The organism is Mucilaginibacter sp. Mucisp86, from assembly GCF_047324315.1.
GTDB lineage: Bacteria > Bacteroidota > Bacteroidia > Sphingobacteriales > Sphingobacteriaceae > Mucilaginibacter.
The window spans coordinates 5066337-5081293 of record NZ_CP168503.1 but is presented as its reverse complement, the minus strand read 5'-3'; the positions used below and the strand labels follow the sequence as shown (position 1 = coordinate 5081293).

8 protein-coding genes are annotated in these 14957 nt (G+C 42.8%); 7 read left to right on the top strand and 1 reads right to left on the bottom strand.

Translation table 11 applies throughout. The features are described 5' to 3' along the window. Positions 1 to 120: 120 nt before the first annotated feature. Complete coding sequence (locus tag ACEN9X_RS21410; protein WP_413667076.1) at positions 121 to 2712, top strand: NACHT domain-containing protein; 2592 nt, start codon at positions 121 to 123, stop codon at positions 2710 to 2712. Here ACEN9X_RS21410 and ACEN9X_RS21405 read toward each other — a convergent pair. Further along, the gene (locus ACEN9X_RS21405) at positions 2709 to 3584 is read right to left on the bottom strand and encodes an AraC family transcriptional regulator (RefSeq protein ID WP_413667075.1); all 876 of its coding nucleotides are present in this window, start codon (positions 3582 to 3584) and stop codon (positions 2709 to 2711) included. The genes ACEN9X_RS21410 and ACEN9X_RS21405 overlap by 4 nt on opposite strands. A 220-nt stretch (positions 3585 to 3804) precedes the next feature. Between ACEN9X_RS21405 and ACEN9X_RS21400 the strand changes: the two genes are divergently transcribed. From ACEN9X_RS21400 to ACEN9X_RS21375, 6 genes are all read left to right on the top strand, one after another. Further along, entirely contained in the window at positions 3805 to 5034 is a 1230-nt protein-coding gene (locus tag ACEN9X_RS21400; protein WP_413667074.1) for an enolase C-terminal domain-like protein, read from the top strand. 8 nt (positions 5035 to 5042) lie between these two features. Then, complete coding sequence (locus ACEN9X_RS21395) at positions 5043 to 5807, top strand: SDR family NAD(P)-dependent oxidoreductase (protein ID WP_413667073.1); 765 nt, start codon at positions 5043 to 5045, stop codon at positions 5805 to 5807. A gap of 15 nt (positions 5808 to 5822) precedes the next feature. After that, positions 5823 to 7121: an L-fucose:H+ symporter permease gene (gene fucP / locus ACEN9X_RS21390; protein ID WP_413667072.1), complete on the top strand. Its 1299-nt coding sequence runs from the start codon at positions 5823 to 5825 to the stop codon at positions 7119 to 7121. Positions 7122 to 7520: 399 nt separating this feature from the next. Continuing rightward, on the top strand, positions 7521 to 9509 hold the full coding sequence (locus tag ACEN9X_RS21385) for a GDSL-type esterase/lipase family protein (RefSeq protein WP_413667071.1): 1989 nt from the start codon (positions 7521 to 7523) through the stop codon (positions 9507 to 9509). A 193-nt stretch (positions 9510 to 9702) separates the two neighbouring features. After that, positions 9703 to 13020 carry a SusC/RagA family TonB-linked outer membrane protein gene (locus tag ACEN9X_RS21380; RefSeq protein WP_413667070.1) on the top strand — a complete coding sequence of 1106 codons (3318 nt, stop codon included), beginning with the start codon at positions 9703 to 9705 and terminating at the stop codon, positions 13018 to 13020. 26 nt (positions 13021 to 13046) lie between these two features. Continuing rightward, complete coding sequence (locus tag ACEN9X_RS21375; RefSeq protein ID WP_413667069.1) at positions 13047 to 14957, top strand: RagB/SusD family nutrient uptake outer membrane protein; 1911 nt, start codon at positions 13047 to 13049, stop codon at positions 14955 to 14957.

The following is a 14957-nucleotide window of genomic DNA, read 5'->3' as shown; positions in this document are numbered from 1 at the left end:
GCCTTTTATAACATTTTACTTTAAGAGTCTTCGCTAATTGTGTTAGTGCTATTTTGTTTTAACTGACTTATGTTTTGACTGACTTAGTGGTTAATAATATTCACTTTTAAACCTTTACCAATGCATCTATTTTCGACTTATCATTTTGATCTGTTAAAAAAAGAACTGACCGAAAAAGCCGGTATGGCTTATATTACCCCTGCCGACTGCCGGGCCTTGTCATTAATGTTATTTAATAAAACTCAAAAAAGCATTAGTGAAACCACGTTGAAACGGATCTTTGGATTTGCGTACAGCAAGTTTACCCCATCATTATTCACGATGAATGCACTTGCCGAGTTTTGCGGTTACACCGGATGGGATGCATTTTGCCAAAGCACACAAAAAACGATTGTCAAAAAAGAGGATCATGCCCATAAACCCGGCAAGGTAACAGCCAAAGCCGAGCGCATTACCAATTTCACTTTACAAACCCAGGTTAATCACTCTGGCATACCATTTCAATATACCACGCCGCGAAAGTTTATCGACGACCAATTGTCCATATTTATGCAGCAACCTTATACGGCTACCGTTTTTACAGCGCCAGCTGGTTATGGCAAAACAATCGGGTTATGCCATTGGGTTAAAGATTTGATAAAATCCAATATGCAAAAGGATGAAAAGGACCTGATATTGTTTTTTAACGGGAACACACTCAATTCATCTCTTCAAAATATTCACCTTAATCACTGGTTGATGGGCCTTATCGGACTGTCGCCCGATGATGACCTGGAAGATCTGGCCGAAATAGCTGAAGATTTTAACGGACGGTTTATATTGATTATTGACGGTTTCGACGAATTTCATTTCAGAAATAATACTTTCGAAACTGTATTTAATCAATTGGCCGATATTATAGCTATGTATCACAAATATGCATGGTTTAAGGTTATACTAACCATGCGTTCATCTACCTGGAGCAATTTCAGGGAAGATATTATAGCAAAACCCGACATATGGTTTACTGGTTTTATGATGGATACTAATCAAAAACTTAATGTGCCGCTGTTCACTTCTGAAGAAATCAAAAAACTTTGTGATAATATAAACCCCAATATTACCCATGATATAACTTTACCTATTATTGATAAACTAAGCCATCCATTATACTTTCAATACTATTACCAACGCTACACTGATAACTTTAGTTTAACTCATTTTAATGACCTTACCTATTATGATCTTGTAGGTGCAAACTATTATCATAATGTTTATAAAGGACATTATGCTATTGAAAAAGTACTACTGATTACAGGCATCATCAATCAAATGGATACCGACAACAGGGTGTATGAAGTTAGCAAGATCAGGGTATACGAGCTCATCAAAAAATACGGATCTGCCTACCAGGAAATGCTTAGCGCAGGCATTATTGAGGAGTTAAACCTGTCGCGCGAAAACAAGCTGAACTTCATTGTTAAAATGATTGATGAAGCTACCCTTGAGTACGCCCTAGCTATGATCCTCATGTACAATAATAACTATGTATTTGACGATAATCTCGTAAACTTAACCGATCTGGTATTTACCCGCGATAAAAAGCTCCCTATCATAAAATGGTTTATTTATAACGCTGTGCATAAGGATTATAAATTTGACCTCAAAGCCTTGCTTAACGTACAACTGCTTCCAAACGAAAAATCTGAGATCATAAGCTTCATTGGCGAATTGCTTAAAATTCAGCATGTAAATACACACATGACCGAACGGATGAAAGATTTGTTTAAACAGGTATGCAGCGAGGATTTCTTTAACTATTTTATCAGTCTTGAGTTTATTGATGTAGCTTATGAAGAAGTGCTCGAAACGTTTTTGAATTTCCGGCTGTCAACCCAACAACAAATATTGATAAAAACCTGCCTTTCTGCTATTGCCGTAATGCAGCTTGATTTAATAAAGATCGAAAAGCACCTTACCGATTTAAAGCAGTATAACTTAACAGCTTTGCAGAATTTGCCTGTAAACCCGGTAAACTGTATCGAAACCATTCTGTTTTATCTGAAATATGGTATTATTAAAAAAGAGGCTTTAACCGAGATAACCAAATTTTACTTCAACCCGGTTCAAAGTACAGGGGTATCAAGGGGTTTTACCGAAGTGGTTTACCTGCTGGCCTTATACACCTCAACAATTTGTCAAAAGCACAACAAAGCGGCCAAGTTCATTAATGGATTAAATAAAGTGCACAAGGGTTCTATGGGATATTCATTTATCTTAAAAACAATTATGGCCGAGTCGTATCTGGCATCGGGCTATGAAGATAAGGCAAGGGATATTTTTAATGAGATAAATCATACGTACAGCGAGCAGGATGGCGGCTTTACAACATTTATGAAAGTACTTTATGAGGGGTTAAAAATAAAACTGGCACTGCCGGTAAGCAATCATCTTGCTGTTGTTAACAATATTAAAAACCTTATTAAATTATGCGACGATTCAAAACAGATCATAGTGAAGGTTAATACGCTTGGTTTTATACTTAGTAATTATGCTATTTTAAAAGAAAACGTATATGTATTTAATGACCTGTACTTTGATTTTATAAAAAGCATCCGGAATAATGGCTGTCGTACAGAGCATTTTATGAACGATGAAATTAAATGGGCCGAGACTGTACCGGTAAATAATTCATCGAACAGGTTAAAAAGTTTTACTGTAAACCAGAATTAAGATAAGATCTGGCTCCGGTACTGACGCGGGCTTACTTTTTTGATCACTTTAAAAAAGCGGTTAAAGTTTGATACATTATTAAAACCGCATTCATAGGCTATATCTGTAATGCTGGCTTCTTTATTGCCCAGCAGCTTACAGGCATAGCCTATTCTTGTTTCATTTACAAACTGGGTAAATGATTTTTGGGTTCGGGCCTTAAAAAACCTGCAAAATGCAAAAGTGTTCATATTAGCTACATCAGCAATTGTATTGAGCGAGATATCCTCTCTGAAATTATCAAAGATATATTTAAACACCTGGTCCATACGCTTGCTGTCATGATATTGATAATAGTTGATATAATTAATACTGGCAAGCAGGCTATACTCGGTATCCGAACTCATAATATTGAGAATCTCGAGCAGGGTGATAATTTTTTGTAATCCATCCAGTTGCAGTATCTGGTACATTAGCTTCACCACCTGTTCGCGGCTTTTGCTTTTCAGCTCCACCCCTCTTTGGGCCTTAGTTAAAAAGGATTCGACTTTACGGATATTACCAAATGCAGAGAGGTGCATAAGCAATTTTGCCGGATTGAAATGAATGGATAGCGAGTGCGCATAGGGTTCAGGAGCATCTTCATTTGTTTGCTCCTGTGTATTGTGCCAAACATGCGGAATATTTGACCCAAGAAAGATAAGCTCCCCGCTTTCAAAATAATCAACCAGGTCGCCGATGATGCGTTTACCCGAACCTTTTACGATGTGCACTAACTGGCATTCTTCATGAAAATGAAACTCACTTGAAAAAAAAGGAAGCTTTACTTCGCGGGCAACAAACAGGTCATCTGACTGTACACCATCAGACAGAACAGCTAAAATTGGTTTCATTTTAACAGGATCTCATAAAAAAAACTAAACATAAGCAAAAATACTATTGAAAGTTGCCAATTAAAGTGAAAGTAAAAAATCAAACCGAGCTAATTTTACAGCATTATACCTTACCCCAAAAGATATAATAAACCGATTTATAAACACAGGAAACAAGATTTTCATCAAGGCTTTGCTATTGAGAACAGCCTGAAATTATTTGCAAAATATATTTACTTACATGTACATTAATAAAATTGAAGTTACCGACAAGCGTTTTAATTTAGGCAATGGCGCCGGCTCCGATGCCGTAAACGATTCAACGCAATACGCCTATGCCATTTGCGAACTGCATACTGATAGCGGCGTAAAAGGAATTGGTTTAGCCTTTACCCTCGGTGCCGGTAACGACCTGGTATGCAAAGCCATACAATACCTTTCTGAAACATTAAAAGGACGCGAAATTGAGGAACTCATGGCCGATTTCGGTTCGGTTTACCGGTCAATACTTGATTCGCCCACTTACCGCTGGCTGGGGCCGCACAAAGGCGTTATGCAGCTGGCACTGGCAGCTATAGTAAACGCATGCTTCGATCTTTGGGCCAAAAGCCGCCAGGTACCGCTTTGGAAGCTTCTGCTCGATTTGAGCCCGAAAGAATTAATAGCTACACTTGATCTCAATTACCTTGAAGATGTGTTAACCGCTGAAGAAGCCGAAAACATTTTAAGCGGGAATTTTTCGGGCCGCTTACTACGCAATGGCGTTTTGCAAACAGGCTATAAAGCATACGATACATCAGTAGGCTGGTTTAACTACTCCGATGAGAAGATCAAAGAGAACGTGGCACGTGCCATTGACCGCGGTTTTACAGCCATGAAGTTAAAAGTAGGCTCCAATGATCCGCAGCGCGATATCCGCAGGGCAAAGCTGGTTAGGGCCGAAGCAGGGGATAAAACAACCATTATGCTGGATGCTAACCAAAAATGGAACCTGCCGCAGGCGATCTCCATTTGTAAAGAACTGAGTAGCATAAACCCTTACTGGATAGAGGAACCCACCCACCCCGATGATGTGTTGGCCCATCAAACGCTGGCCAGGGAAATTGCTCCGCTTAAAATTGCAGCGGGTGAGCATATCCCCAATAAGATCATCTTTAAAAACTTTTTGCAGGCCGGGGCCATGGATTTTTGCCAGGTTGATTGCGTGCGTGTTGGTGGCGTATCCGAATTTTTGACGATAAGCCTGCTGGCAAAAAAATTCAATATCCCGGTGGTGCCGCATGTAGGTGATATGGGGCAGATCCATCAGCATTTGGTATTATTTAACCATGTGGCTATTGGGCACGAAAACTTATTTTTGGAACATATACCGCATTTGGCCAAATATTTTAAAAATCCGGCCAATATTAGCGGGGGCTATTATGCCGTACCTGCCGAAGCAGGCAACAGCAGCGACCTTGTAACCAGCTAAAACCCAAAATGGACCAATTATTAAACAAAGTAATATTTATTACCGGAGGTGCATCGGGCATTGGCCTGGCCTGCGCTGAGGCTTACATCCGTGAGGGGGCAACTGTTTTTATAATGGATGTAAATGAACGGGCCCTTTACAAAACACTTGACCGTTTTGGTGGCAGCCATGAAGGTATTCCCGGCGATGTATCAAAGGCGGCTGATGTAAAAGCAGCCTTTGACGCGATACGGAAACATTATGGCAAACTTGATGCTATTCATAACAATGCAGCTATTGCGCATCCCTCAAAACCTGTTGACGAAACCGAAGAGGATGAATGGGATGCTCTGATGAATGTTAATCTCAAAAGCCTGTTTTGGACAACCAAATACGGTATTGATTTACTTAAAGCATCAAAAGGCTGCATTTTAAATACCAGCAGTATGGCCGGCGATATCGGTCAAAGCCTGCATGCTGCCTATACCGCAACAAAGGGCGGCATCAATGCGCTTACCAAATCAATGGCACTTGATTATGCGCAATATGGCATCAGGGTAAATGCCGTTTCGCCTGCCGGTGTATGGACACCCTTACTTAAACAATGGGCGGCCGAACAGCCTGATCCCGGATCGATAGAGAAATACCTGAATGATATCCATGCCTTAGGTTACTGCCCCGAGGGTGATGTAGTGGCCGATGCCGCAGTTTTCCTGCTTTCGGACGCGGCCCGGTTTGTAACCGGCTGCATTATGCCCGTAAGCGGTGGCGCCGAACTGGGATACAGACGATAAAACAAGATATTAACCATGAACAAAACCAACGGTAATGCATCAAAGTATCTGGCGCCTCTGCTGATAGTAATGAGCCTGATGTTTTTCTGGAATTTGAGCCGCAACATCAATGACGTACTTATCCCACATCTTAAACGGGCCTGCCAGCTAACCGATCTGCAATCGTCACTGATCCAGTCGGCATTTTTTGGGGCGTATTTTTTGATGGCTTTGCCTGCGGGGCGTTTCATTGAAAAAATGGGATACAGGGCTGGAATGCTTACGGGCCTTATCCTGGCAGCTATAGGGGCAGCCATATTTTATCCGGCTGCAACAACCAGGTTTTATCCTGTGTTCCTGCTGGCATTGTTTACCATGGCATCGGGCTTTGCTATACTGGAGGTTACCGCTACCCCCTATATTTCAAAACTTGGCGATCCGGATCATGCTTCAAGCCGGTTAAGCCTGGCGGCAGCCGTTGGTTCCATGGGGGCTACTATAGGGCCCTTCATCGGCTCCAAATTTTTGTTGCATGAAAAGGATATCCCGGCAAACCTCATCCAATCCTTTAGCCCCGAACAATTAAAAACATTTTTAAGCAGCGAGGCACATCTGGTTATTCCTCCTTACCTTACACTGGCTGCACTGTTTATTGCCCTTTGCGTGGTACTTTACTTTTTAAAACTGCCGGTTATTCATGAGGGCAACAGTCGTCAAAAACTTTCGGGGGTATTTCAGTTTAGGCATACTATCCTGGGTGTACTGGCAGTTTTTGCCTATTTGGGTGCCGAAGTTGGCGTGGTAAGTTTCATTATCCGGTATACAAAATCATTAAATATTGCCGGCATTACCGAGCAAAAAGCGGCCTTATTTATCACGCTTTATATGGCACTGGTTTTAGCCGGGCGCCTGCTGGGAGCATTTTTGCTTAAGCAGGTAAAACCCAATAAAGTGCTTACCTTATGCAGTATAGGTGCGTTTACGCTGATATTAGTATCGGTACTTACGGGTGGCTATGTATCCATAATTTCACTGTCGATAGTGGGGCTGTTTACTTCAGTGATGTACCCCATTATTTTTACGCTCAGCATCAAAAACACAGGTGACTACACCAAAGTAGCCTCGTCATTACTCATTATGGGTGTTGTAGGCGGAGCTATTATCCCACCAATAATGGGCTTGATATCAGACCATTCAGGTATCAAAATAGCATTCATTGCGCCGCTCGCTTGCTATGTATACGTACTATTTTACGGGGTTAAAGGCTATGTGGTAAAAAACAAAACTTATTCGGACGGGCCCGAAGAACCACTGTTGACAGCAATAGGACATTAAACCCACCTGTTAAACTTACGAAGTTTTAAAAACTTCGTAAGTTTCTGAACCTTCACTCCACTGGATGCTGCCATGAACCATCAGCAGTGGAACTAACAAAACAACCAATACCATATTGCGCAACTTTTTGTCCTTTTCAATATTATTTTGTTGTGAAAACTACACTTAATACAACTAAATTGTTTCAGCAATGCGTTTTTTACTCAAAACCCAAAAACCAATGTCAAAATAGTATCGAAACAAATCAATTTAAGTGCAATTTATTGCCAATGCCCTCCATATTTTTATCTTAATTATAAACGCCAGCAATTAAGGTTTACATAATATTTTTTTAATCAGAAACCGCAATCCAAAAAAAGGACGAAGTTTTTGAAGTGGGATTGTTATAACCAATACTGAATGATTAAAACTTTACTTATTACGCTATTATTTGGGTTCACGGCCGGTATTGCCTCTGCACAAAATCATGAAAATGACGGTGCGGGCAATGCCCCAGCCGTATATACTGTTCAACATACAGCTAACGATAGCTGGAAAGGATTTGAACGGATCAATATCACCATAGGCCCTCACAAAGCTTATTATGTAAATCCTAAAAAGGCGCTCGAAGGTAATCCATGGGTGTGGCGGGCCTCTTTTCCTGATTGGCATACTGACATTGATAGTATCCTGCTAACCAAAGGCTTTCATGTAGCTTTCATAAATGTTGACGATCAATACGGCAGTCCCTATGCTTTGCAGGTTTGGGATTTTTTTTATCAATATTTAACCGGCAAGCAAGCTTTTGCAACTAAAGTTGCCCTTGAAGGCGTTAGTCGTGGCGGTTTATATGTATATGGTTGGGCCAAACGCAACCCTGATAAAATTAGCTGCATTTATAATGAAGCCCCCGTTTGCAATATTCAAAGCTGGCCAGGTGGCAAGTTAGGTGCTCCGGGCGATTCCAGCTTATGGAAACAGCTGCAACAGGCGTATCACATTACCGAACAACAAGCGCTTGATTATAAAGACAACCCTGTTGATAACCTTGATGGCCTTGCTGCTTTTAAGGTACCGGTTATCCATATCATAGGTATCAATGATAAAGTAGTGCCCAATGCCGAAAACACCAACATTCTTGCTCAACGCTATACCGCTTTAGGCGGGCCGATGATGATATACCCGGTAACTGCCGGTCCGCAGGAGTTGGACGGACACCACTTCCCTATTGAACATCCCGAACATTGGGCCAATATGATCATGGGCTACAGCTATCCTTTAAAAAAGACATTGCCGTATACCGATTATTTTATTTCCCGTAAAGGCCTTACTAACAGCCTCAATATATTCAATGCGGGCAAAAAAGCTACTATAGCTTTTTTAGGCGGATCAATTACATATAACCCCGGCTGGCGCGAAAAGATAAGCCGCTACCTTACCGAACACTTTCCTTCAACCAGTTTTCACTTTATACAGGCCGGGATCCCCTCGTTAGGTAGTGTGCCGCATGCATTCCGTTTACAGCGGGACGTACTTGATTCGGGCAAAGTTGACTTGATGTTTGTTGAAGCCGCGGTAAACGATAACGTGAACGGGCTGGACAGCCTTACCGAAGTACGGGCCCTGGAAGGAATTGTAAGGCATGCAAAAAAAGCCAATCCTCAAATGGACATTGTCATGATGTCATTTGTTGATCCTGATAAAATCAGGGATTATAACAATGGTAAAACCCCGCTGCAAATCAAAAATCACGAATTGATCGCAGAGCATTACGGCTTACCATCCATCAACCTGGCTAAAGAAGTTACTGATAAGCTTAATAACCATGAGTTTTCATGGGAATATGATTTTAAAAACCTTCACCCGGCTATTTATGGGCAGGAACTTTACTTTGCCACAATAAAAAGCCTGCTTAATTCATGCTTTGACCAACAGCAGACAACCGCGTCTAAAGCCAATCCATTGCCCAAACCGGTCAACGCGTTTAATCTGAACAACGGCCGTTATTACAACATTCAAAATGCAAAAAATTTGAACGGCTGGGTCATTAACCCCGATTGGGCACCAAACAATAACCTGAGCACCCGCCAGGGTTTTGTACACAAACCGATGCTTATTGGCACAAAACCGGGCTCATCATTAACGCTGCCATTTACCGGCACCGCTATTGGAATGGCCATTGTATCAGGCCCGGATGCGGGTATTATCAGCTACAGCATTGACGGCGGTGCTGAGAAAAAAATGGACCTGTACACAGAGTTCAGCTCATGGATCTACCTGCCCTGGTATGTAACCTTTAGTACCGACCTAAAAAAAGGCCCGCACACGCTGAGCCTGAAAATTGACACCGATAAGAATAAAAACAGCAAGGGGAACACGTGCCAGCTAATCTATTTTTTAACCAATTGATTTTTTTAAAAAACAGCGATAAGCTGTAAACGCAGCTCAAAACTTTTAATTGTCAACTTAACATATTTAAAAAATGATGAAACCTTTTACTACTGGAAAAACCTTTTACCATTTGCGCATTTAAATGGCACCCAAACCAATAAACCCATCAACCAAATCTCAAAAATAAAGAACCATTATCAAACCAATTTTTATGAAAGAATTTTACCAACGGATCAAAACCCGGCGGGAGCTTAGACAGTCTCACAAGCCTGCACCGGGTTTTTATTGCTTTGTATTATTACTGCTGTGCTTTATTTGCCCGGCACAATTTACTCACGCACAAAGTAAGGTAACTATTACCGGCCTCGTGACCGACACACTGGGCGGTAAAATTGCAGGTGCCAACATTATGGCTATCAACCGCAAAAACCTGGGCACTACTACCGATGTTAACGGCAAATTTGTGATCGATGCCGAGCCCGGTACTATCCTTAAAGTATCGTACGTAACTTTTATCGATCAAACCTTTACCGTTTCGGCAGGTAAACTGGTTGTAAACATCGTACTTAAAGAATCAAAACGCGGCCTTGATGAGGTTGTGGTATTAGCCTATGGCAAAAAAGAACGCAAGGAAGCTGTAGTAGGCTCGGTAACAACCGTTAAACCCGCCGACCTGAAAATACCCGCCAGTAACTTAACCAATGCGCTTGCCGGCCAGGTGGCAGGTATCATCGCCTTTCAACCAAGCGGCCAGCCGGGGCAGGATAATTCCAGCTTCTTTATTCGTGGTGTAACTACTTTCGGCTATAAAAAGGATCCGCTTATCCTGATAGATAACGTTGAGCTTTCCACATCCGATCTTGCCCGTTTGCAGGTTGATGACATCGCCAGCTTTTCGATACTGAAAGATGCGAGCGCTACTGCGCTTTACGGTGCGCGTGGTGCCAACGGCGTAATTTTGGTAAGCACAAAAGAAGGTAAAGTTGGCAAGGCTAAGATCAATGTGCGGGTGGAAAATTCCATTTCGCAATCGGCCAAAACACTGCAGCTTGCCGACCCGATCACTTACATGAAGCTGTTTAACGAAGCCACCATCACCCGCGACCCGTTAAGCCCGCTCCCCTTCTCTCAAAATAAAATATTAAATACCGAAGCAACGCTTAGCAATGCGCCCGGCAGCAATAAATACGTTTACCCCGCTGTCGACTGGCTGGATATGCTTTTCAAAAAGCGCACGGCTACACAGCGTGCCGATATGAGCGTAAGCGGCGGCGGCGATGTAGCCCGCTATTATGTATCAGGCTCATACAATGTTGACCACGGGATCCTGCGCCAGGACATCGCCAACAATAACAACAACAACGTAAAGTTTGAAAATTACCAACTGCGTTCAAACGTTAATATCAACTTAAGTAAAAGCACCGAACTTATTGTAAGGCTTGCTGGTTCATTCAATGAGTATAACGGCCCTCTTACTGCTGATGCTTCCTTCTCTACCGATTTGTATAACGTTGCCGTGCATACCAGCCCGGTATTGTTCCCTGCATATTTCCCTGCCGACTCGGCTAACCGCGATGTTAAGCATATCTTGTTTGGTAACGCCGCACCTGCCAACGCAGGCTCTGCATCAAATGCCATCGCATACAATAACCCATATGCAGCCTTGTTGCGCGGCCATAAAAACTATTCAGAATCAAGGCTATCGGCCCAGTTGGAGTTAAACCAAAAACTGAATTTCATAACCGACGGGCTTAACTTTCATGGTTTATTCCATACCAACAGGTATTCCTACTTCCAGTCACAAATGGGGTATTCTCCATTTTATTATAATGTGAATACCTACGATAAGGCCACTAACCAGTACACGTTAACCTGGCTTAACCCGCAGCCAACCGGCAACAACGTAGCCACTGAGTACCTGAGCTATTACCGCGACCCGAGCACTGATAACCTGAATACGTATATCTATTTTCAGGGTGTATTGGATTACAATCACGCCTTTGGCGATCATAACCTGAGTGCATCGTTGATCGGTACACGCCAGCAAACAGTTTATTCTGCAGCGAAAGATCCGGTACTTGATCGGCCAACCCTTCAATACTCGCTGCCTTACCGTAACTTAACCCTTGCAGGCCGTGCTACCTATTCATTTAAAAGCCGTTACTTCCTGGAATTTAACTTCGGTTACAACGGAACCGAGCGTTTTTCGGCCAATCACAGGTTTGGTTTCTTCCCTACTATCGGCGGTTCATGGATCGTATCTGACGAGAAATTCTGGGGATCGGGACTTTATGATGTTATCTCCCGCATGAAAGTAAGGGCCAGCTATGGTTTGGTAGGTAATGACGCCATTGGCTCACAACGTTTCTTCTTCCTGTCGGATGTTAACCTTAACGGCGGCAATCCTGCCACATTTGGTACTTATAATGGCTATACCCGCAACGGTGTTTACATCAACAACTATGAAAATCCTAACGTAACCTGGGAAACATCGCGCCAGCTAAACCTTGGTCTTGAGTTTACTATGTTTAAAAACCTGAATGTAGTAGCCGAGGTTTATAAATACCACCGTTACAACATTCTTCAAACACGTACTTCGCTGCCCACAACACTTGGTCTTGAGGCACTTGATCAATACGGCAATCCCAATGTTACAGCCAACATAGGTACTGCTGATACCAAAGGTATCGACCTTCAAATGGATTATAAGGCGACTATAAACAAAGATGTTTGGCTGCAGGGCCGTGGTAACTTCACCCTTGCCAGCAGTAAATATGGAAACTACGAAGAGCCGCAGTACAAGGAAGCCTACCGCTACCATAAAGGCCAGGAAATAAATCGTCAGTACGGATACATTGCTGAACGCTTATTTGTTGACGATAACGAAGCAAAGAACTCTCCTTCACAGATCTTTTCAACCAACGGCATTCCTCCGGGTGGCGGCGATATCAAATACCGCGACTTAAACGGCGACGGTAAAATCGATGGCGCAGATCAAACCTTTATCGGCTATCCAACGGTACCCGAAATTGTATACGGTTACGGTTTATCGGCAGGTATTAAAAATTTTGATATCTCCTGCTTTTTCCAGGGCCAGGCACGTGTGTCGTTCTTTATCGACCCTAACCGTACCAGTCCGTTCATTCAAAGTCCCGACCCATATATATACGGTAATACTCAGTTGATCAAGGCGTTTGCCGACAGTCATTGGAGCGAGGAAAACCAGGACCTTTATGCTACCTATCCAAGATTAGGTGTAACCGGTAACCAGATCGAAAACAACCGCCAAAACAGCACCTGGTGGATGCGCGACGGCAGTTTCCTGAGGCTTAAATCGATAGAGATTGGTTACTCATTGCCGCCATCTATTTTAAAGCGCTTAAACGTAAGCAAATGCCGCATTTACTTTAACGGCTTAAACCTGTATACCTGGAGCGCCTTTAAACTTTGGGACCCTGAGCTTGGCGGTAACGGCTTTGCCTACCCTATACAAAAGGTATTCAACTTAGGCATAAACGTTAACCTATAATTTTTTACAGATCAATACTTAGTATTATGAAACAATATTATAAACTTTTATTACTGGTTGGGTTCCTGGTTTCGGGCGCGTCATGTAAAAAATATCTTGATGTAACGCCTGATAACACCGGTACCCTTGAGTACGCGTTCAGGAACCGTAACGAGGCCGAAAACTACCTGTTTACCTGCTATGCAACCTTACAGCAATTTTATGACCCTACTTCAAACATAGGCTTTACAACATCATCAGAGATCATTTATCCAAACAACCTCACCAATCACCCACTTAATGAAAATGGGTTTAACCTGATCCGCGGCACGCAAAACAGCAGCAGCCCTGGTGTAAACTGGTGGGATGGTGAAAATGGCGGGCAGGCACTATTCCGTTCTATCCGCAGATGTAACATCATGCTCGAAAACATTGACAAGCCTGTTGATCTTTCGCCATCTGAAAAAGCAAGATGGATTGCCGAGGTAAAATTCCTTAAAGCATATTATCATTACTACCTGTGCCGTTTATATGGCCCTGTACCATTGGTAAAGACCAATATCGACATTACGGCCAGCACCGAAGAGGTAAGGGTAAAACGCTCGCCGGTTGATTCGGTATTTAACTATTGCGTACAGTTACTGGATGAGGCTATTCCAGACCTGCCGCCGGTTATCACCAACCAGGCAAAAGAGCTTGGCCGTATTACCCAGTTAACGGCGCTATCAATTAAAGCCGAAATGTTAGCCACCCAGGCCAGCCCCTTATTTAACGGCAACCCCGATTATGCCAGCATGAAAAACAAAGATGGCCAGGCGCTGTTTTCAAGCACTGTCGATCCGCAGAAATGGAAACGAGCGGCTGATGCCTGTAAGGCAGCCATTGATGCCTGCGAAGCCAACGGGCTTAAGCTTTATACCTTTGTTGCGCCGCCTACGGTTGGATCTCTTTCAGATCAGTTACGTAACGAGCTAACTATTCAAAACGCGGTTACCGAAAAATGGGATGTAAACCCCGAGCTGATCTGGGCATTAAACCCAACTTTTCCATGCCAGGGTTACGCAACGCCAAGATTAACGCCAAAATCGGCAGTTAATATCTTCTCAAATCCATCAACGTTTGCCGTTCCAATTTCAACGCAGGAGCTTTTTTATACAGCCAACGGGGTACCGTTAACCGAGGATAAAAACTATGATTATACTAACCGTTTCGCACTTAAAACAGCGGGGGATGCCGATAAATATTATATAGCCCAGGGCTATACCACTGTTAATGAGCACTACGGCCGCGAAACCCGCTTTTACGCCAACATTGCATTCGATGGCAGTATCTGGTATGGTAACGGCATTTACAACCAGGACCAGGCCTATCATGTTGAGGCTCGAGGTTCAGGTTCACTGGCAGGTCCAAAAGACTTGAACACGCTAAATATCACTGGTTACTGGCCTAAAAAACTGGCTAATTATCTTTCAGTTTATGATGATGGTTTTCAGTCTATTGAATATCACCTACCGTTAATGAGGCTGGCCGGTTTATACCTTTTATATGCCGAAACCCTGAACGAGGTAAACGGCCCAACAAGTGATGTATATAACTACATTGATAAAGTAAGGGCAAGAGCTGGTTTGAAAGGTGTATTGGAGTCATGGTCAACTTATTCAAAAACCCCGGGCAAACCAACAACTAAAGAAGGTTTACGCGATATCATACACCGCGAGCGCCGCATTGAGCTTTGTTTTGAGGCGCAAAGCGGATGGGACCTTCGCCGCTGGAAAGAGATACAAAGTGTATTGAGCGTACCGCTGCAGGGCTGGAATATATACGAATCTGAAGCCGGTAACTATTACAGGCCACATACCGTGTTAACACCTGTTTTCGGGTTAAAAAACTATTTCTGGCCAATAAAGGACAACGACCTGATCGTTAACAACAATTTGGTGCAAACTACTTACTGGTAG